19 protein-coding genes are annotated in these 18,945 nt (G+C 71.0%); 9 read left to right on the top strand and 10 right to left on the bottom strand.

What is annotated here, in order from left to right; translation table 11 throughout:
• Both QNA09_RS10170 and QNA09_RS10165 read right to left on the bottom strand, forming a co-directional pair.
• On the bottom strand, positions 1-831 hold the full coding sequence (locus QNA09_RS10170; RefSeq protein WP_010595215.1) for an urea amidolyase associated protein UAAP1: 831 nt from the start codon (positions 829-831) through the stop codon (positions 1-3).
• Complete coding sequence (locus tag QNA09_RS10165; protein WP_010595216.1) at positions 828-2,378, bottom strand: amino acid permease; 1,551 nt, start codon at positions 2,376-2,378, stop codon at positions 828-830. The genes QNA09_RS10170 and QNA09_RS10165 overlap by 4 nt, the downstream gene beginning before the upstream one ends.
• 198 nt (positions 2,379-2,576) lie before the next feature.
• On the opposite strand from QNA09_RS10165, the gene QNA09_RS10160 reads away from it, so the two are divergent.
• The 4 genes from QNA09_RS10160 to QNA09_RS10145 all read left to right on the top strand — a co-directional run bounded on the left by QNA09_RS10160 (position 2,577) and on the right by QNA09_RS10145 (position 6,266).
• On the top strand, positions 2,577-3,254 hold the full coding sequence (locus tag QNA09_RS10160) for a TetR/AcrR family transcriptional regulator (protein WP_048774313.1): 678 nt from the start codon (positions 2,577-2,579) through the stop codon (positions 3,252-3,254).
• A 35-nt stretch (positions 3,255-3,289) separates the two neighbouring features.
• The gene (locus QNA09_RS10155) at positions 3,290-3,658 is read left to right on the top strand and encodes a type VII secretion target (protein ID WP_048774315.1); all 369 of its coding nucleotides are present in this window, start codon (positions 3,290-3,292) and stop codon (positions 3,656-3,658) included.
• The gene (locus QNA09_RS10150) at positions 3,655-4,848 is read left to right on the top strand and encodes a hypothetical protein (protein ID WP_010595219.1); all 1,194 of its coding nucleotides are present in this window, start codon (positions 3,655-3,657) and stop codon (positions 4,846-4,848) included. The genes QNA09_RS10155 and QNA09_RS10150 overlap by 4 nt, the downstream gene beginning before the upstream one ends.
• Positions 4,849-5,102: 254 nt before the next feature.
• Positions 5,103-6,266 (top strand): amidohydrolase, encoded by a 1,164-nt coding sequence (locus QNA09_RS10145; RefSeq protein ID WP_017681341.1) that lies wholly within the window; start codon positions 5,103-5,105, stop codon positions 6,264-6,266.
• A gap of 64 nt (positions 6,267-6,330) precedes the next feature.
• Here the strand turns inward: QNA09_RS10145 and QNA09_RS10140 are convergent, their stop codons facing one another.
• From QNA09_RS10140 to QNA09_RS10130, 3 genes are all read right to left on the bottom strand, one after another.
• Entirely contained in the window at positions 6,331-6,663 is a 333-nt protein-coding gene (locus QNA09_RS10140) for a DnaJ domain-containing protein (protein ID WP_017681342.1), read from the bottom strand.
• 269 nt (positions 6,664-6,932) lie between these two features.
• On the bottom strand, positions 6,933-7,238 hold the full coding sequence (locus QNA09_RS10135) for a hypothetical protein (RefSeq protein WP_010595222.1): 306 nt from the start codon (positions 7,236-7,238) through the stop codon (positions 6,933-6,935).
• A 25-nt stretch (positions 7,239-7,263) separates the two neighbouring features.
• Positions 7,264-7,680 (bottom strand): Hsp20/alpha crystallin family protein, encoded by a 417-nt coding sequence (locus QNA09_RS10130; RefSeq protein ID WP_010595223.1) that lies wholly within the window; start codon positions 7,678-7,680, stop codon positions 7,264-7,266.
• 300 nt (positions 7,681-7,980) lie between these two features.
• Here QNA09_RS10130 and ctaD point away from each other — a divergent pair, with 300 nt between their 5' ends.
• Positions 7,981-9,729, top strand: coding sequence for a cytochrome c oxidase subunit I (gene ctaD / locus QNA09_RS10125; protein WP_017681344.1), 1,749 nt, complete (start codon positions 7,981-7,983; stop codon positions 9,727-9,729).
• Between the two features lie 99 nt (positions 9,730-9,828).
• Complete coding sequence (locus tag QNA09_RS10120) at positions 9,829-10,326, top strand: hemerythrin domain-containing protein (RefSeq protein ID WP_048774318.1); 498 nt, start codon at positions 9,829-9,831, stop codon at positions 10,324-10,326.
• A 132-nt stretch (positions 10,327-10,458) separates the two neighbouring features.
• On the opposite strand, the gene QNA09_RS10115 is transcribed toward QNA09_RS10120, so the two are convergent.
• Genes QNA09_RS10115 through QNA09_RS10100 form a run of 4 tightly spaced genes read right to left on the bottom strand, consistent with a single transcriptional unit; the run spans position 10,459 to position 13,840 of the window.
• Positions 10,459-11,166 carry a hypothetical protein gene (locus tag QNA09_RS10115; RefSeq protein ID WP_010596860.1) on the bottom strand — a complete coding sequence of 236 codons (708 nt, stop codon included), beginning with the start codon at positions 11,164-11,166 and terminating at the stop codon, positions 10,459-10,461.
• A 44-nt stretch (positions 11,167-11,210) separates the two neighbouring features.
• Positions 11,211-11,792: a hypothetical protein gene (locus tag QNA09_RS10110; RefSeq protein WP_010596859.1), complete on the bottom strand. Its 582-nt coding sequence runs from the start codon at positions 11,790-11,792 to the stop codon at positions 11,211-11,213.
• A gap of 49 nt (positions 11,793-11,841) precedes the next feature.
• The gene (hisS, locus tag QNA09_RS10105) at positions 11,842-13,116 is read right to left on the bottom strand and encodes a histidine--tRNA ligase (protein WP_119699743.1); all 1,275 of its coding nucleotides are present in this window, start codon (positions 13,114-13,116) and stop codon (positions 11,842-11,844) included.
• A gap of 40 nt (positions 13,117-13,156) precedes the next feature.
• Positions 13,157-13,840 (bottom strand): MBL fold metallo-hydrolase, encoded by a 684-nt coding sequence (locus QNA09_RS10100; RefSeq protein WP_026137910.1) that lies wholly within the window; start codon positions 13,838-13,840, stop codon positions 13,157-13,159.
• A gap of 167 nt (positions 13,841-14,007) precedes the next feature.
• On the opposite strand from QNA09_RS10100, the gene QNA09_RS10095 reads away from it, so the two are divergent.
• The 3 genes from QNA09_RS10095 (at position 14,008) to QNA09_RS10085 (ending at position 16,575) form a co-directional block, all read left to right on the top strand.
• The gene (locus QNA09_RS10095) at positions 14,008-14,880 is read left to right on the top strand and encodes a peptidylprolyl isomerase (protein WP_010596856.1); all 873 of its coding nucleotides are present in this window, start codon (positions 14,008-14,010) and stop codon (positions 14,878-14,880) included.
• On the top strand, positions 14,880-15,665 hold the full coding sequence (locus tag QNA09_RS10090) for a peptidylprolyl isomerase (protein ID WP_010596855.1): 786 nt from the start codon (positions 14,880-14,882) through the stop codon (positions 15,663-15,665). The genes QNA09_RS10095 and QNA09_RS10090 overlap by 1 nt, the downstream gene beginning before the upstream one ends.
• Before the next feature lie 112 nt (positions 15,666-15,777).
• Positions 15,778-16,575: a peptidylprolyl isomerase gene (locus QNA09_RS10085; RefSeq protein ID WP_228287157.1), complete on the top strand. Its 798-nt coding sequence runs from the start codon at positions 15,778-15,780 to the stop codon at positions 16,573-16,575.
• Between the two features lie 29 nt (positions 16,576-16,604).
• Here the strand turns inward: QNA09_RS10085 and QNA09_RS10080 are convergent, their stop codons facing one another.
• Positions 16,605-18,911 carry a bifunctional (p)ppGpp synthetase/guanosine-3',5'-bis(diphosphate) 3'-pyrophosphohydrolase gene (locus tag QNA09_RS10080; RefSeq protein WP_026137911.1) on the bottom strand — a complete coding sequence of 769 codons (2,307 nt, stop codon included), beginning with the start codon at positions 18,909-18,911 and terminating at the stop codon, positions 16,605-16,607.
• Between the last annotated feature and the right edge of the window lie 34 nt (positions 18,912-18,945).

The raw sequence follows: 18,945 nt of genomic DNA, 5'->3' as shown, positions 1-18,945 counted from the left end.
TCAGTGCTCCGTTCCGGTGGCGGCGATCCAGGCGTCCTCGGTGTTGAGGACGGCGCGCCGGTATTCGGGGTCCGTGTTCGGCAGGGCGTCGAGGTCGCGCGGGGCGTGCCAGGCGAGCACTTCGAGGGTGGTGGTGGAGAAACGTGGCGCCGGGTCGAGGGGGTGGGCGGTGTTGGCGATCAGCGCGATGACCGGCAGGTGGATCAGCAGCTCGACGCAGGCTCCGGCCCCGGCGCTGCCGGTGCTGGTCAGCGCGCCGTCGCCGCCGACGTGCACGCCGTGGAAGAACGACAGCGACGGCGGGAGGTCGCGGGGGGCCAGGCCGTGCTTCGCCGCGGCGACGGTGAACAGCTCCCGACCCGCGGGCGCGTGCGAATGCAGGCTGCCCGCACCGTATTTCGTGGTGTTCCCGGCCAGGTGGGTGGTGCCGCACAGCGCGTCGTGCCGGCCGGAGGTGTCGGCGACGACGGTGGCGAGCACCCGGCCCTGGTCCGACAGCAGCGGATGTCCGACTCCGAGGTAGGCCTGCCACGGCACCTTGACGGTGTCGGCGACGTTGAGGCGCTCGTGCGGGGCGTCGGCGCGGAAGAGCAGCAGGTGGGCGCAGGCGGCGCCGTCGAGGTCGCGCAGGCGCAGCCGGGTGCCGCGGGCGAGGACCTTGGTGGTGTAGCGGCCGCCGGGCACGGTCTCGGCCCAGGTCATGGGGGCCGTGCGGCCGCCGGGTGGGGTCGGGTGCGCCGAGGCGGGGACGGTGGGCATGCCGGCGGTGACGGTGCCGGCCTGCGCTCGGGCGTGTGCCTTCGCGGCGCGGGTGGTCGCGGTGTCGGTCATGCTCGGGCTCCGATCGTGACGGGGTTCGGGTGCGCGGTGCGGCGCGGGAAGCACAGGGCGCCCAGGGCGACGACGGCGGCGACGGTGAGCGGCGCGGCCCACTGCAGCAGCGGCATGGTGCCGTCCGGGTCGAAGATCTCGGCGCGCGGCCAGGACAGGTTGATCACCATCAGCAGGCCGTACGCGACGGCGAGGACGTTGACGGGAAGACCCCATCGGCCGAGGGAGAACAGCGGGTTGCCGTCGGCGTCGGTCGTCGCGGCGTCGTGCGGCCGGCCGCGCAGCCGGCGCAGCAGCAGCGGGACGGTGACCATCAGGTAGGCGAGGTAGATGAGCACGATGCACACGCTCGACAGGGTGGCGAAGATCGCGCTGTTGCCCATGTTCACCGCGAGGATGCCGATGCACACCACACCGATCAGCACGGCCGGCGCGATGGGAGTGCCGGTGCGGGCGTTGACGTGCGACAGGACCTTCGACGCGGGCAGGCGCTCGTCACGGGCCATCGAGAAGATCAGGCGCGACGCGGCGGTCTGGATGGCCAGGGTGCAGATGAACACGGCGATGGCCACGTCGACGAGGAGCAGCGTGCCCCACGGCGAGGACAGGATGGCGCCGAGCACGTAGGGCAGGCCCTCGGCGGCGAGGCGACCGTCGGTGAGGCTGGGGGCGGCCATGAGGGCGCCGAGGATCATCAGGCCGCCGCCGATCGCGGAGACGGACAGGGCGAGGCGGATGGTGCGGGGGGCGACCCGCCGCGGGTTGCGGGTCTCCTCGGCGAGTTCGCCGGCCGAGCCGAAACCGACCATGACGTAGGCGGCCATGAGACCCGAGACGATCCAGGCCCAGCCGTACCCGGGGCTCGCCCCGGGCACGCCGGTGTCGAGGACGACCTGCGGGCCGCGGACGGCATGGGTGAAGAACATGCCGATCACGGCGACGACGCCGACGATCTCGCAGGTGACGCCGATGCTGTTGATCCGCGACATCCAGTTCACGCCGATGCTGTTGATGATCGTGGTGAGCACGAGCAGCACCGACCCGAGCAGGACGGCGTTGGCGGCCCCGGACGAGGAGGTCAGCGACGGGTCGTCGCCGATGATCTGGAATCCGCTCCAGACGGCCGGGAGAACCACCTGCAGGGCGATCGCGGCGGCCGCGGCGGTCACCATCTGCGCGAGGATCATGAACCAGCCGGCGAACCAGCCGACCACCTCGCCGCCCATCCGGCGGGACCACTGGTAGATCGCCCCGGAGATCGGGTAGCGCGCCGCGAGTTCGGCGAAGTTCAGGGCGACCGTGAACTGGCCGGCGAACACCACCACCCACGTCCAGAAGAAGGCGGGGCCGCCGAAGCCGAAGCCGAGGCCGAACAGCTGGAAGATGGTCGTGAGGATGGAGACGAACGAGAAGCCGGCGGCGAAGGAGGCGAACCTGCCGAGGTTGCGGTGCAGCTGTTGCTGGTAGCCGAATTCGCCCAGGTCGCCCGCGTCCTGGTGCGGGGCGGCCGGTGCAGCGGCAGCCGGCCGGGTGAGCGTCAGGCTCATGGCGGTGTCCGTTTCTGTGCGCGGTGCGGCGGCCGGATGACCGTCGAAAAACTGTCGAGTGACAGTTTTCGCGAGGCCACGTCTTGTCCGAATGACCGCGGCGTAACGAGTTCGTGACCGACGTTTCCACCGTGTGACGGTCTGCTCACCGCGCGCCCGCTCGGCCGCGGTCGCCGGATCTGTGCCATCGTCGACGGCGTGACCCATGCCCGCCCCGGACGCCCTCGACTGCACGGGCCACGCCGACCCGGTGCCACCGCACGCGCCGAGATCCTCGACGCCGCAGCGGAACTGTTCACCACCCGCGGATTCGCATCCACCTCGACGCGACTCGTCGCCGAGGCGGTCGGCGTCCGCCAGGCCTCCCTGTACAACCACTTCGCCACCAAGGACGACATCCTCGCGGCGCTGCTCGAGCAGACCGTCGCCCCCACCCTGTCGTTCTGCGAGCAGCTCGGCGACGACGCGCCGGCCGAGGCACGGCTGTACGCCCTGGCACTGTTCGACACCGCACAACTCGTCACGGGACGGTGGAATCTCGGTGCGCTGTATCTGCTCCCGGAGGTCCGCACCGACCGGTTCGCACACTTCCACGCCGCCCGGGCCGGTCTGCGCGCGTGCTACCGCCGGCTCGCGGTCACCGTCCTCGGCCCTCGCGCCGCCGGAGCCGAGGCCGACGATCCCCGGGCCGACCTGCCGTTCCGGTTGGTCGAATCCGCCATCAACACCCGGGCGGACGGGGGCAGGGACGACGTCGCCGACCTGCCGGAGGTGCTGGCGGAGGCGGCCCTGCGCGTGCTCGGGTTCACCGGCCCCACAGAGCCCGTGCGCGACGTCGCCCGCGCGCTCGTCGCCCGTGTCGCCCCCTCGAGTTAGAGTGCTGCGCACGCGAATCTGATTGGGGGGTCATCATGAGCGGTTTGTTCGACGCTGCCGGCTCGTTCTCGACGGGGGGCGGCGTCCGTGTCGTGCCCGACGGGGTGCGGGCGTTCGGCAGCACGTCCCTGCGCGCCGCGGAGGAGGTCGCCCGTGCGGGCGGAGTGGATCTGCAGGCGAATGTCTCGTCGCTGAGCCCGGCCATGGGCCTGATCGGTGCGGACTTCGTCGCCGCGTTCGCCGTCGCGCAGGGTGCACACACTCGCGCCGTCGCCCAGCTGGCGTACGTCTACGCCTCCGGCGGTGTCGCCGCGCACGACGCCGCCGCCCGGTACGAGGCGCTCGACGCGGCGACCGCCGCGGGTCTCGGCACGGCCGTCGCGGGAATCGGGGGCGCGCGATGACGGCGCAGGGGGCGCCGGTCGCCTCGCCCACCGTCCTCGACGCGCTCCGCGCGTCCCCTGCCGGCCCGGTCCTCGACCTGCCCCTGCCCGCGCCGGCCCCGGCCCCGCCGACGTGGTCGCCGGAATCCGGGCTCGATGCACTATCCGAGGTGCTGCAGTCGATTCCGGTTCCACCGGTGCCGGGAATCGACGAATTGCTGCGTCCCCTGCGCGATCTGGGCGACCTGTTCGGCACCGGGATCGTCGAGGCGCTCGACCCGTCTGCGGTGCTGCAGCAGTCGTCGCGGGTGCTCGAGGGCGCGGCGTCGCTGACGCGCACGGCACTGCATGCACTGCCGGACTCGTGGGAGGGGGCACCCGCCGAGGCCGCGCTCGACAAGGGTCGCCAGGCACAGCTGAGCGCGGTCGAGCTGGGCGAGCGGGGCGACGAGATCGGAGCGGTCACCCGCGCCGCGACCGCCAGTGTCGAGCGCGGCAACGTCGAACTCGGCGGAATCGCGCAGTCCTTCCTGGCGTTCGCCGCGGCGACGGCGCCCGTCGCGCTGACACCACCGGGACAGGTCGCGCTGCTCACCGCCGCCGCCGAGCACGTGTCCGCGGCGCTGGCGGTGGTCGCGCGTACCCGCGGCGAACTGCTCGGCCACACCGCGGCGATGAACGCGCTCGCCGCGCCGATCACCGTGCCTGCGCCCGTCGCCACGCCCGGCCTGCCCGCTCCGTCGGACGTCGCCGCGACCGCCACGAAGGCCGTGGAGATCGTCGCCGCGACCGGTGCGCCCGGCGATCTGCCCGCACAGACGCAGGCCGCGGCGTTCGCAGGCGGCACCGGACCGGCGACCCCGACGCTCGCCGCCGCCACCGCCCCGGCGAGCAGCGCGAGTGGCGTCGCACCGGGCGGGGGCGGTGTCTCGCTGGGCGCGGCAGGCGCGGCGGCCCTCGGGGGCGCGGTCGGCGGTCTCGGCGGCGCCCCGTCGAACCCCCGGTCCACCGCGACTGCTCCCGTGTCCACCGTGGCTTCGACCGCCCGTCATCCGCTCGCGGCCGCCCTCCCGGCCACCGGACGCGCGGACGACGACACGCCCCGGCGGACCCGTCCGGCGATCCTGGTGTCCGCGGCGAACAGCACCGCCGTGATCGGCGAGCTCCCGCCGGCGACGGCCCCGGTGATCGGGGGCGGTGACGACTGGTGATCCCCGGGTTCCCGTCCCGCCGGGGTGTGGGGCGGGAACCGGGCCTTTCGTGACCGGCGTGGCCGTAGCGGCGGTTCGGTGCGGGCATCGCCGTCGAGGTGGCGAGGGCGCCGAGTCCTGGGCGCGACGAGCACACGGCGTCACCGAACGCGAGAACCGGGACGTGGTCGCCCCGACCGTGGTGAACTGACTGACGAACCGGTCCCCTCTCGACCGGCCCGTAGTTGTCACCGACCCGACGGAGTTCTCGAGGGATGACGATCGACCACGACCGCGTCGTCGCCTGGCGACGGGACCTGCATGCCCACCCGGAGCTGTCGTTCGCGGAGTTCCGGACGACCGCGCTGGTGCGCGATCAGCTGGTCTCGCTCGGGCTGAGCCCGGTGACCCTGCCGGGGGGCACCGGACTGTGGTGCGACGTCGGCCCGGACACGAGCGAATGCCTCGCGCTGCGGGCCGACCTCGACGCCCTGCCGCTCACCGAGACCACCGGGTTGCCGTACGCATCGACCGTGGCGGGCGTGTGCCACGCGTGCGGGCACGATGCCCACACCGCGATGCTGCTCGAGGCAGCCACCGTGCTCGCGGCGGACCCACCCCCGCAACGGGTGCGGTTGATCTTCCAGCCGGGCGAGGAGACCACGCCGGGCGGCGCCCTCGAGGTCGTCGCGGCGGGTGGTCTCGAGGGGGTGTCCCGGATCTTCGCGCTGCACTGCGCCCCGCAACTCGAGGCGGGCAAGCTCGCCACCCGCGCCGGCCCGATCACCTCGTCCGGGGCCGTGCTCACGGTCCGGTTGTCCTCCCCCGGGGGCCATTCGGCCCGTCCGCATCTGACCGGGGACCTGATCCACGCGGCGGCCGTCCTCGTCACCGGTCTGGCATCGGTGCTCGATCGACGCCTCGACGCCCGTACCGCCACCGTCCTGACCTGGGGACGGGTTCGGGCCGGGCACGTCGGCAACGCCATCCCCGAGGAAGGCGAACTGGTGGGCACGTTGCGCAGCGCGTCGCACGAGACGTGGGCGACGGTCGAGCCCCTGGTGCGACGCAGCGTCGCCGAACTGCTCGCCCCCTACGACGTGGACCACGAACTGGAGTACGTGCAGGGCGTTCCGCCGGTGGTCAACGACCCCGAGGCGGTGGCCGAGATGCTCGCCGCGATCGAGTCCGTGGTGGGCCTCGAGAACCTCGCCGAGGCGGGACAGTCCAGCGGCGGCGAGGACTTCGCGTGGTATCTCGAGCACGTCCCGGGCGCGATGGCGCGGCTGGGGGTCTGGGACGGGACGAGTCCGCGGCACGATCTTCACCAGCCCGACTTCGTACTGGACGAACGAGCCCTGGCGCACGGGGCACGCACCCTGCTGGCCCTCGCCTACGGCGGAAAGCACGAACCCCGTACCCCTGACCCGAGCGAATGAACCGTGCGGCCGGACCGAGCGAGGGAGCGACGGGCTCCGCGAGACGCGCCCGTGCGTCGCGGGGTCACCGGTGGCGGCGGACGGGTCCGGCCCGGATGGGTGGATCCGCCGCCGGGGGCGGGTCCGGACGGTGCACGGTCACGCGGACGGACCGGGTGAGCGGGCCGGCGCGGCGACGGTCGTACTCCGCGCGACGATCCGGGTCGCGCAGGACGGAATACGCCTCGACGATCCGGCGCAGTTCCTCGTCCTCGTCCGGGCCGTACGGGAGGGCCGGGTTGCGCAGGTCGGGGTGGTGCGCGCGCAGCTTGCGGCGGAAGGCTGCCGTGATGGCCGCCTGCCCGGCGGAATCGGAGACGTCCAGCGCCGCGTAGAGATCGGGTTCGCTGCCGGACACGGCTGCGCCTCCTTCGTGTCGTCGTCGGCGGGTTCGCCCACGACGGACCGCTGCGGCCACAGGAGCGAACGCCCGGCGACCCACCTCGCGACGGAGAGGGTCGCCGGGCGTCGGCGATGAACGGGTGCGGCCCGCACTGGGTGTGCCGAGTACCGGCGGTGCGCCGACCGGTTCCGGCTGCGGGCCGGTGACCGGCTCGGCGCGTCGTGGTTGTCGTCCGGGCGGGCGGCACGCACGTCAGCGCCTCGCACTACTGCTGCGACGTCGCATCACCGTCCTTTCACGACGAGATTCCGGGGATCGTTTCCGGTACGACCCGGAGGAGAGCGCTGCGTGGCCACCACTTCCCCCGGGGCTCGCGTCCCGACTCGTCCGAGCGGTCCCCGGGAGCATGCCGCCTCGCGCGGAGGCCGGACTGCGGCGGCCCGGCATCCCGGGATGTCCACCGGCGATCGCGGCCGGGGCACCTCGAGCATGTCCAGCTCGAGTTCGAGCAGGAGCAGCTCGAGGTCCGCACCGTCGACGGGTTCTTCGGGCCCGACGAGCGGTTCGGCGATCAGGTCGAGTGCGTCCATGACTGTCTCCGCGGACACCGGTGGGTCAGGCGTCGATCGCCTTCTTGTCGCCCACCGCGATCTCGATCTTGCGCGGCTTGGCCTTCTCCGCCACGGGGATCGTCAGCCTCAGCACACCGGCGTCGTACGTCGCCTCGATGTTGTCGGTGTCGAGGTTCTCCCCGAGGAACAGCTGCCGGCTGAACACGCCGCGCGGACGCTCGGCCGCGACCATCTCCTGACTCTGGTCGCGCGCCGGTCGTTCTGCATGCACCGTCAGCACGTTCCGTTCGACGTCGAGGTCGAGCGAATCCTCGGCCACACCGGGCAGGTCGAACTCGACGACGAACTTGTCGCCCTCACGCCAGGCGTCCATGGGCATCACCGCGGGCCGGGCCGCCGTACCGAGAACCTGCTGCGCGAAGCGGTCGAGCTCGCGGAACGGATCGGTGCGCATCAACATCGTTTCCACCTCCACAGACTCTCTTCGTGCCGGTTGAGGAGAGCAGCCGATCTATGTCTGCCGCTACACCTTTCTTGTACCACTCACAACATACGAAGGCAAGGGTTTGTTCCCGGAACCGGCGCGAATTCCGCGTCGCCGGGCCATAATCCGCCGACGCAAAACCTCCCGTGCGCGGCTGTGTCCGGCTACGCTCGACCTACCGCATGATGCCGCGGCGGTTCCGGGATGCCCTGAGGCCTCACGGAGCACGCGGCGCCGCAGCGACGTCGCCGCCCCGGGGCAGCGCAAGGAGGCACCATGGTTGTCACCGAAACGAAGGCCGTCCGGCCGTACCCGCCGCGGTACGCGCCGAAGGGTTCGACGTTCTACCGACTCGTCACCACGACCGACCCGAAGATGCTCGGTCTGATGTACATCGTCACGTCGTTCACGTTCTTCCTCATCGGCGGCCTGATGGCACTGCTGATCCGCAGCGAGCTCGCCGTCCCGGGTCTGCAGTTCCTGTCCAACGAGCAGTACAACCAGTTGTTCACGATGCACGGCGGCATCATGCTGCTGATGTACGCGACCCCGATCGTGTTCGGGTTCGCGAACTACATCCTGCCGCTGCAGATCGGCGCGCCCGACGTCGCGTTCCCCCGCCTGAACGCGTTCAGCTACTGGCTGTACCTGTTCGGCGCAACCGTCGTCGCCGCCTCCCTCATCACTCCCGGCGGTGCACCGGACTTCGGATGGACGTCGTACATTCCGTTGGCGGACGATCTGCACACCCCCGGCATCGGCGCCAACCTCTGGTTCACCGGCCTCGCGGTGGCCGGTCTCGGCACCATCCTCGGCGGGGTCAACATGATCACCACGGTGGTGTGCCTGCGCGCCCCGGGCATGACGATGTTCCGGATGCCGATCTTCACCTGGAACATCTTCATCACGATGATCCTGATCCTGCTGATCTTCCCCCTGCTGACGGCCGCGTTCATGGGGGTGATGGTCGATCGGGTACTGGGCGGGAACATCTTCGACCCGGCCACCGGCGGGGTGCTCTTGTATCAGCATCTGTTCTGGTTCTTCGGTCACCCTGAGGTGTACGTCATCGCGCTGCCGTTCTTCGGCATCATCTCCGAGGTCATCCCGGTCTTCTCCCGGAAGCCGATCTTCGGCTACACCGGCCTGGTCTACGCGACCCTCGCGATCGGTGCCCTGTCGATGGCCGTCTGGGCGCACCACATGTATGCCACCGGCGCCGTGCTGCTGCCGTACTTCTCGTTCATGACGTTCCTGATCGCGGTGCCCACCGGCGTGAAGTTCTTCAACTGGATCGGCACCATGTGGAAGGGGCAGGTGACGTTCGAGACGCCGATGCTGTTCTCGGTCGGGTTCATCATCACCTTCCTGTTCGGTGGCCTGACCGGCGTCATCCTCGCCAGCCCGCCGCTCGACTTCCATGTCCACGACTCGTACTTCGTCGTCGCGCACTTCCACTACGTGCTCTTCGGCACCATCGTGTTCGCCACCTACGCCGGCATCTACTTCTGGTTCCCGAAGATGACCGGGCGGCTGATGGACGAGCGCCTCGGCAAGTGGCACTTCTGGCTGACCTTCGTCGGCTTCCACACCACGTTCCTGGTGCAGCACTGGCTGGGCAACGAGGGCATGCCGCGCCGCTACGCCGACTACCTGCCGTCGGACGGATTCACCACGCTCAACACCATTTCCACCATCGGGGCGTTCACCCTCGGCGTCTCGACGCTGCCGTTCCTGTGGAACGTGTTCAAGAGCTACCGGTACGGGCAGGTCGTCACCGTCGACGACCCGTGGGGCTACGGCAACTCCCTCGAGTGGGCGACCACCTGCCCGCCGCCGCGGCACAACTTCTACGAGCTGCCGCGCATCCGCTCCGAGCGGCCCGCGTTCGAGCTGCACTACCCGCACATGGTGGAGGTCATGCGGGCGGAGGCGCACGTGGGCGTCGGCCGGCGGCACGCCGCCGAGGTCGCCGAGGAACCCCACATCCGGGACACCGCCGACCGGACACCCAAGAGCACCTGACCGGTCGGCCGGATCGGTGTAACCGGGTTCCCGCCGGGGTATCTGGAGCGCACGCCCCGCACGGGCGAGCACTCGAGAACCACTTCGGCGGGAGGCCCGGTGTCCACTGACGCAATCGTGTTGTTGAAGGAAGACCACAAGGAGATCCGCAAGTTGTTCCGCGAGTTCCGCGGCGCGGACGACGACGACGAGGAGAAGGGTCGGATAGTCGGACGGATCATCGAACTGCTGACCGTGCACACCTACATCGAGAACGAGGGCATGTACCCCGAGGTGCGCTCGCTCCTGCCCGACCTCGAATCGGACATCCTCGAGTCGTTCGAGGAGCACCACGTCGCGGATGTGCTGGTGATGGAACTGGCGGGGATGAAGCCCGGTGCCGAGCGGTTCGACGCGAAGACGACGGTCCTCATCGAGAACGTCGAGCACCACATCGAGGAGGAGGAAGAGGAGTGGTTCCCGAAGGTGCGGGAGGCACTCGGCCGCAAGAAGCTGCAGGAGATCGGGGCGCGGATGCTCGAACTGAAGGAGAAGGCACCCCGCTCCCCCGCGCAGCCGTCGGCCCTGAAGAAGACGATCGACGCCGTCGTCAGCTGACACGTCGCCGGACCGCTACCGGTCCGGTTCACGAAGGCCGGGGGTGTGGAGTTGCTCCGCACCCCCGGCTACTGCGCTCCGGCGCCCCAGCGGTCCGGCGCCCCAGCGGTCCGGCGCCCCAGCGGTCCGGCGTTACGGAGCGGCGGCGGAGTCGGGCAGATCGCTCCGCGCGGACCCGTCGGCCGCGCCGCGACCCGCGCGGCTGCCCTGGTAGGCGTCGCGACGGAACGACACGAGCCACCGTGGCCACAGGTCGACCGAGGCCGGGTGGTTGAGCACCGGGTCGAACGACGGTTGCGCCTCGTCGGAGGCGCGTACCTCGCTCTCGAGCGTGACGCGCCCGGCCGGCACGAGCCGCCCGCGGGCCGACGCCACGTGCAACGAGAACACCAGCGGCCCGCCGCGCCGAGCCAGTTCCCGCACAGACGTCGACGCCGGCTGCTCCCCCTCGGGGAACGCGAAGATCCACCGCGGCGCGAGATCGACGTTCGTGCGATACGCCATCAGGGAGCCGTACCGCGCCGTCGACCAGCCTCGCGCCGGCAGCAGCACCGCCCTGGTCGGCACGTGCAGCGTGGCGAGCAGGATGTCCCACGGACCGCTCTCGAGCGAGAACCGCAGCGCCAGACCGAGGATGTCGGGCACACCGTCGGGCGTGCCCACGGCACCGGACAACCGGGCGGTCACCGGTACCCGGGCCGGGACCGAGCGCGGCCACCAGCCCGGCGCCAGTTCCGCTTCCCCCTGGAAGAGCACCCCGTGCGGGTGGAACACCCGGGCGCCGCGCAACGCGGAGGCAGCCCGGAACGGCGCGGCGAACACCGCGTGCATCGAGATCATGCGCCCCGCATACCCGGGGTGCCGCCACACCAATCGGCGTGCGCTCATTCGACGAGCGAAGCCACCTCGTGATCGGTGAGCGTGGTCTGCGGCACGCGCCCGGCGTCCCGGGCCAGCAACACCGCCCGGTACAGCGGCCGTTGCTCCAGTCCCGCTTCGCGGGCCTCCGCCCGCAGCTGCTCCACCAGTACCGACGACATCGCCGCGGCCGAGGCCAGCTCACTCGCCGCGAGCGCGTCTGCGAGCCGGCGCAACGCCAGCACATCGAGCTCCCGGCAGCCGCCGTTCGCGTACAACGCCAGCGGGACCGACACGATCCGGTCGCCGTCGTTGAGCCGCAGCACCACCTGACTGACCCGCAGCGCCGACACCACCAGTTCGACCCCGGCGAGGTTGCGCAGCTGCACCCGCCGGGTGCGCAGTGCCCCCTTCGCCGTGATCGTGGTGCCGTCGATCCAGCGGCGCCGGCGCAGCACCGCCAGGGCGCCCACTGCCGGCGGCACCCCGACGATCATCCCGGACACGACCGCGACCAGCGGGCTGGCCACCAGATACACCAGCAAACCGGCCACCACGCCGATCAGGAGGGAGAACGCCGCGACCCTCCCAGCGCGGGGTGCGAGCACCCGCGCCGGGATCAGGTCCAGACGGGTCGGCGCAGGACGTCCCGACGGGTCAGGTGCCGGCAACGACGTCCCCGACCCGGGCGACCACGTCGTCGAGCGGCACGGTGTGCTGTTCGCCGGTGCGCAGGTCCTTGACCACGATTTCGCCGGCTTCGAGCTCTCGCTCCCCCAGGACCAGGGCAACGACGGCTCCGGAGCGGTCGGCGGCCTTCATCGCTCCCTTGACGCCGCGCCCTCCGTACGCCAGGTCCACCCGGATGCCGGCGGCGCGCAGCCGATGGGCGATCGGGACCAGCGTCGACTTGGCGGAGTCGCCCATCGGCACGCAGAACACCTCGCAGCGGGCGGGGCTGCCCGCGCTCTTGCCCTCGGCGGCGAGGGCGAGCAGCGTGCGATCGATCCCGAGACCGAACCCGATGCCCGAGAGGGGCTGCCCGCCGAGCTGAGCCATCAGGCCGTCGTAGCGTCCGCCGCCGCCGATCCCGGACTGGGCGCCGAGGCCGTCGTGAACGAACTCGAAGGTGGTCTTCGTGTAGTAGTCGAGGCCGCGCACCATGCGCGGGTTGATCGTGTAGCGCACGCCGAGCGCGTCGAGGTGCGAGAGCACCTCGTCGAAGTGCGCCTTGGCCGTGTCGGAGAGGTGGTCGAGCATGAGCGGGGCGTCGGCCGTCATCTCCCGCACGTGGGGGCGCTTGTCGTCGAGGACCCGCAGCGGGTTGATCTCGGCGCGCCGGCGGGTCTCCTCGTCCAGGTCCAACCCGAACAGGAACTGCTGCAACAATTCCCGGTACTTGGGGCGGCACGTCTCGTCGCCGAGGGAGGTGATCTCGAGGCGGAATCCGTCGAGGCCGAGGCTGCGGAATCCGGCGTCGGCCACGGCGACGACCTCGGCGTCGAGGGCGGGGTCGTCGACGCCGATCGCCTCGACCCCCACCTGCTGCAGCTGACGGTACCGCCCGGCCTGGGGACGTTCGTACCGGAAGAAGGGGCCCGAGTAGCTCAGCTTGACGGGCAGCTGGCCACGGTCGAGGCCGTGCTCGATCACCGCCCGCATCACCCCGGCGGTCCCTTCCGGCCGCAACGTGACGGACCGGTCGCCGCGATCGGCGAAGGTGTACATCTCCTTGCTCACGACGTCCGTGGACTCGCCGACGCCGCGCGCGAACAGCCCGGTGTCCTCGAAGATCGGCAGCTCGATGTGCCCGTAGCCGGCCAGCCGCGCCGCGCGGGTCAAGCCGTCGCGCACGGCGACGAACTCCGCCGACTGCGGCGGGACGTAATCGGGTACACCCTTGGGCGCCGAGAACGTGGAGGGCTTGCTCAACTGTCGCTGCTTTCTCTCGTCGGTGGGTCGGGAGGCCGGGTCAGCGGGAGCCGGTCAGCCCGGCCAGAAAGGGGTTCGACGTCCGCTCCTGACCGATGGTGCTGGTCGGGCCGTGTCCGGGCAGGATCGCGGTGGAGTCGTCGCGCACGAGCAGTTTCGCCGCGATGGAGGCGAGCAGCTGTTCGTGGTCGCCGCCCGGCAGATCGGTGCGGCCGATCGAACCCTGGAACAGGGTGTCGCCGGTGAGGGCGATCTCGACGTCGTCGCCGTCGGCGGTCGTCGCGTGGGTGCGCAGCACCACCGAACCCTGGGTGTGCCCCGGGGTGTGATCGACGACGAACCGGATGCCGGCGTGCTCGACCTGATCGCCGTCGGCCAGTTCGATCACGGTGCGCGGCTCGGTGAATTCGGCGCCTTCGAGGAACGGCTTCAGCGTCGGGCCGATACCGCGACCGGGATCGGTCAGCATGTAGCGGTCCTCGGGATGGATGTAGGCCGGGATGTCGTAGCGGTCGGCGACGGCCTGCGCCGACCAGATGTGGTCGAGATGCCCGTGGGTGAGCAGCACCGCGCGCGGCGTCAACCCGGACCGGGTCAGAAAGTCCGCGAGGGGCTCGGCGGCATCCTGTCCGGGGTCGACGACGACGCAGTCCTCGGCGTCGTCCTGCGCGAGGATGTAACAGTTCGTCTGGAACATCCCGGCGGGGAATCCGGTGACGAGCACGGGCATCGCTCCTACGGTGTGGGCCTCGGTGTGGCTCCTACAGCCTAGGCCGGGCTCCCCGGCGACCGGCTCTCAGGTTGGGGTGGCAGACTCGATCCGGCTCGAGCCGGGGGCCAGCGGCGACGATGGATCCGGCAACGACGATCGGTTACGGGAGGACTACTGCAGTGCCGAGTAACGCACAGCGGCGCCAGGCCGCCAAACGCAAACTCGAGCGGCAGCTCGAACGACGGGCCCAGCGGGCGCGCAAGCGCCGCCAGCTCACCATCGGCCTGTCCGCGCTCGGTGTGGTCGCGGTCGTCGCGGCCGGCGTCGGTGTCTGGATGCTCACCCGCGACGACGGCGCGGACTCGACCGCGGCGTCGGAGACGACCGAGCCGGCGCCGCCGGAGTTCGGAGCGCTGCCGGCGGCCCGGTCCGAACCGTTGCCCGAATCCGTGACCTGTGCCTATCCGGCCGCCGGTGAGCCCGCCAGGCCCGTGCAGCCGCCCCGCACGGACGGCATCCTCACCACCGGGGAGGGCAACACCGACATCAGCGTCAGCGTGGAGACCACCCAGGGCAACATCGGGCTGGTCCTGCAGAACGACACCTCCCCGTGCACGGTCAACAACTTCCTGTCGCTGGCGTCGCAGGGGTACTTCGACGACACCGCCTGCCACCGCCTGACCACGTCCGACACGCTGGCCGTGCTGCAGTGCGGCGACCCCACCGGCACCGGGGCCGGCGGTCCCGGCTACCAGTTCGCCAACGAGTTCCCCACCGACCAGTACGCACCCGAGGATCCGGCGGCCACGCAGCCGTTGACCTATCCCCGCGGGACCGTCGCGATGGCCAACGCCGGCGCCGACACCAACGGCAGCCAGTTCTTCCTCGTGTACGGCGACTCGGTCCTGCCGCCGCAGTACACCGTGTTCGGCACCATCGACGAGACCGGCCTCGCGACCCTCGACAAGGTCGCCGCGGGCGGGGTCGAGGGCGGCGGCCAGGACGGCGCGCCGGCCCAGCCGATCTCGCTGACCAGTGTCAGGATGGACTGATGACTCGTACTCGATCCGTCGTCGCCCGGACGGCCGTGGCCGGAGTGGGCGTGGCGCTGCTGCTCGCGGGGTGCTCGGACGATCCGGACGGCGGGTCCGCGACCGCGACGAGCGCCGCGGCGCCGACGTCCGCCCCGTCGCTGTCCGACTTCCCCGCCTTGCCCGTCCAGCGTGCCGAGCCGCTGCCCGAGACGGTGAGCTGCGCGTACCCGTCGGACGGACGGACGGCCGCGAAGCCGGCGCAGCCGCCGCGCGCCGAGAATGTCCCCACCACCGACACCGGCGTCACCGTCACCACCACCCAGGGCGACATCGGCCTGACTCTCCGGGGCGAGCTGTCCCCGTGCACCGTCAACAGTTTCCTGTCGCTCGCGTCGCAGGGATATTTCGACGACACCGACTGCCACCGCCTGACCACCGACCCGACGCTGTCGGTGCTGCAGTGCGGCGATCCCACCGCCACGGGCACCGGTGGACCGGGCTACGAGTTCGCCAACGAGTTCCCCACCGACCAGTACGCGCCCGGAGATCCACAGGCGCAGAATCCGATGGTCTACCCGCGGGGCACGCTCGCGATGGCCAACGCCGGCCCCGGCACCAACGGCAGCCAGTTCTTCCTGGTGTACGGCGACTCGATCCTGCCGCCGCAGTACACCGTGTTCGGCACCATCGACGAGACCGGCCTGGCGACGCTCGACGAGATCGCCGCGGCCGGGGTGGACGGCGGCGGACCCGACGGCCCACCGGCCGCGACGACGACGCTGACCGCCGTCCGCACGGCCTGACCCGGCGCGTTCCGCAACGCCCCGCCCACCCGCCGGTGAGCGGGGCGTTCGCGTCCCCGCCGCGGGCAGGGGTCTGTCGGTTTGTGACGGGATCGTCTACTGTGCCGTGTCTGTGACCTCTGGTACCTCCATCGCTGTGCGTGCGGCCCTGAGCGTGGCCGTGGCACTCGCGACCGCAGCGTGTGCCGCGTCCGCGACCGCGCCCGCCCCTGCCGCGCTGCGGGCGACGACGACCGCTACGGTCGCCGGGCCCGCCGGGTTCGACCCGTCCGCCTATGCCGCTCTGCCGCCGCGTCCCGAACCGGGTGCCGCCACGGTCACCTGCACGTATCCTGCCGCCGGACCGGCGGCGCGGACGGCGACCATGCCCGGATCGACGTCCGTGCCTGCGACCGGAACGGTGGAGCTCACGCTGACGACCTCCGCGGGACCGGTCCCGTTGGTTCTCGAGCGCGCCGCAGCCCCGTGCGCGGTGCACAGCTTCGCCGGTCTCGCGCGGCAGGGCTTCTTCGACGGGACGCAGTGTCATCACGTGACGGACGAACCGGGCATGCAGATGCTCCGGTGCGGCGATCCGAGCGGATCCGGGGTGGGCGGGCCCGGCTACACGTTCGCCGACGAGTACCCCGTCACGGTCGTCCGCGGGGAGAACGGCTATCTGCCCGCCCCGGTCGTGTATCCACGCGGCACCGTCGCGATGGCAGGCGCCGGGCACCGGGACAGCAACGGCAGCCAGTTCCTGCTCGTCTTCGGCGACTCGCTGCTCCATCCGCAGTACTCGGTGTTCGGTACCGTCGCCGAACCGGGCCTGCCGGTGCTCGAGGAGGTCGCCGCGGCCGGCAACGACGGCTCGAGCCCGCTCGGCGGCGGGCGCCCCCTCGCTCCGCTCGTCATCACCGACGTGGGATGAGACGCGACCGGCGCGGCCCCGGAACCGGCCTACGCCGCGGAGGTCACCCTGTACACGTCGTAGACGCCCTCCACGTTGCGGACGACGTTGAGGACGTGGCCCAGATGCTTGGGGTCTCCCATCTCGAAGGTGAAGCGGCTCACCGCGACCCGGTCGCCCGTCGTGGTCACCGACGCCGACAGGATGTTCACCTTCTCGTCGGCGAGGGCCTTCGTGACATCCGAGAGCAGCCGGTGCCGGTCCAGCGCCTCGATCTGGATGGCCACGAGGAACACCGACGACGGCGACGGTGCCCACTCGACGTCGATGATCCGCTCGGCCTGCTGCTGCAGGGATCCGGCGTTGGTGCAGTCGGTGCGGTGCACGCTCACCGAGCCGGTACGGGTGACGAAGCCCATGATCTCGTCGCCGGGTACCGGGGTGCAGCACTTGGCCAGTTTCGACACCGTGCCCGGGGCGCCGGGCACGAGGATGCCGGAGTCGCCGCTCTGCCGGGACCGGGTCGGAATGGACGACGGCGTGGCCCGTTCCGCGAGTTCCTCCTCGACCCCACCGACCCCGCCGAGGAGCGCGACGAGACGCTGCACGACGTGGTGCGCCGAGACATGGTGCTCCCCGACCGCGGTGTAGAGCGCCGATACGTCGGCGTACCGCAGTTCCTTTGCCACCGCCTGCATCAGGTCCGCGTTCATCAGGCGCTGCAGCGGCAACCCGACGCGCTTGACCTCCTTGCCGATGGCGTCCTTGCCGGTCTCGAGCGCCTCCTCGCGGCGTTCCTTCGCGAACCACTGCCGGATCTTGGCCTTCGCACGCGGCGAGACCACGAAGGACTGCCAGTCGCGGCTCGGCCCGGCGTTGGGATCCTTGGAAGTGAAGACCTCGACGACCTCGCCGTTCTCGAGTTTGCGCTCGAGCGCGACGAGCCGGCCGTTGACCCGTGCGCCGATGCAGCGGTGCCCCACCTCGGTGTGCACGGCGTACGCGAAGTCCACCGGGGTCGACCCGGACGGCAACGTGATCACGTCCCCCTTGGGGGTGAAGACGAAGATCTCCTTCACCGCGAGGTCGTAACGCAGCGACTCGAGGAACTCGCCGGGGTCGGCGGCCTCACGCTGCCAGTCGAGCAACTGCCGCATCCACGCCATGTCGTCGAGTTCGGCGGCGTCGCCCGAGTGCTTGCCCTTGGTCTCCTTGTACCGCCAGTGCGCGGCGATGCCGAACTCGGCGGTGCGGTGCATCTCCCGGGTCCGGATCTGCACCTCGAGCGGCTTGCCCTCGGGGCCGATCACCGTGGTGTGCAGCGACTGGTACACCCCGAACCGCGGCTGGGCGATGTAGTCCTTGAAGCGGCCTGCCATCGGCTGCCACAGCGAGTGCACGACACCCACTGCGGCGTAGCAGTCGCGGATCTCGTTGCACAGGATTCGCACGCCGACCAGGTCGTGGATGTCGTCGAAGTCGCGGCCCTTGACGATCATCTTCTGGTAGATCGACCAGTAGTGCTTCGGCCGGCCCTCGACGGTGGCCTCGATCCGCGACGCCGAGAGCGTCGAGTTGATCTCCGCGCGGACCTTGGCCAGGTAGGTGTCGCGCGACGGCGCCCGGGTGGCGACGAGCCGGACGATCTCTTCGTACTTCTTCGGATGCAGGATCGCGAAGGACAGGTCCTCGAGTTCCCACTTGACCGTGGCCATGCCGAGACGGTGCGCGAGCGGAGCGATCACCTCGAGGGTCTCGCGTGCCTTGCGGGCCTGCTTCTCCGGCGGCAGGAAGCGCATGGTGCGCATGTTGTGCAGTCGATCGGCGACCTTGATCACCAGGACCCGGGGGTCGCGTGCCATCGCGATGATCATCTTGCGGATGGTCTCGCCCTCGGCCGCGGTGCCGAGCACCACCTTGTCCAGTTTGGTGACACCGTCGACGAGGTGGGCGACCTCCTCGCCGAACTCGGCGGTGAGTTGTTCGAGGCTGTAGCCGGTGTCCTCGACGGTGTCGTGCAGCAGCGCCGCGATCAGCGTCGTGGTGTCCATGCCGAGTTCGGCGAGGATCGTCGCGACCGCGAGGGGGTGGGTGATGTACGGGTCACCGGACTTGCGCTTCTGCGACGCGTGCCGCTCCTCCGCCACGTCGTAGGCGCGCTGCAGCTCCGACAGGTCGGCTTTCGGGTACAGCTCGCGATGGATCGTGACCAGCGGCTCGAGCACCGGCTTGAGGTTGGTGCTGCGCTGCCCGGTGATGCGGCGCGCCAGCCTGGCCCGCACCCGGCGGGACGCCGAGGTGGATGCCGAGGTCGGGGTCGGACCGGAGTTCTGGGACCGATCAAGATTCTGGGTCATGCCCACACCTCCCGTCGCCGATGCACACCGGGCG

Source organism: Rhodococcus sp. AH-ZY2 (genome assembly GCF_030916465.1).
In the GTDB taxonomy this organism is placed as follows: domain Bacteria; phylum Actinomycetota; class Actinomycetes; order Mycobacteriales; family Mycobacteriaceae; genus Rhodococcus; species Rhodococcus ruber.
The sequence above is the reverse complement of the archived record's forward strand: the minus strand, read 5'-3'. Positions and strand labels throughout refer to the sequence as shown.

Coding starts and splice junctions, on each gene's coding strand:
- QNA09_RS10170 (WP_010595215.1), bottom strand. CDS start 831: ATGACCGACACCGCGACCACCCGCGCCGCGAAGGCACACGCCCGAGCG.
- QNA09_RS10165 (WP_010595216.1), bottom strand. CDS start 2,378: ATGAGCCTGACGCTCACCCGGCCGGCTGCCGCTGCACCGGCCGCCCCG.
- QNA09_RS10155 (WP_048774315.1), top strand. CDS start 3,290: ATGAGCGGTTTGTTCGACGCTGCCGGCTCGTTCTCGACGGGGGGCGGC.
- QNA09_RS10150 (WP_010595219.1), top strand. CDS start 3,655: ATGACGGCGCAGGGGGCGCCGGTCGCCTCGCCCACCGTCCTCGACGCG.
- QNA09_RS10145 (WP_017681341.1), top strand. CDS start 5,103: ATGACGATCGACCACGACCGCGTCGTCGCCTGGCGACGGGACCTGCAT.
- QNA09_RS10135 (WP_010595222.1), bottom strand. CDS start 7,238: ATGGACGCACTCGACCTGATCGCCGAACCGCTCGTCGGGCCCGAAGAA.
- QNA09_RS10130 (WP_010595223.1), bottom strand. CDS start 7,680: ATGTTGATGCGCACCGATCCGTTCCGCGAGCTCGACCGCTTCGCGCAG.
- ctaD (WP_017681344.1), top strand. CDS start 7,981: ATGGTTGTCACCGAAACGAAGGCCGTCCGGCCGTACCCGCCGCGGTAC.
- QNA09_RS10115 (WP_010596860.1), bottom strand. CDS start 11,166: ATGATCTCGATGCACGCGGTGTTCGCCGCGCCGTTCCGGGCTGCCTCC.
- QNA09_RS10090 (WP_010596855.1), top strand. CDS start 14,880: ATGACTCGTACTCGATCCGTCGTCGCCCGGACGGCCGTGGCCGGAGTG.
- QNA09_RS10080 (WP_026137911.1), bottom strand. CDS start 18,911: ATGACCCAGAATCTTGATCGGTCCCAGAACTCCGGTCCGACCCCGACC.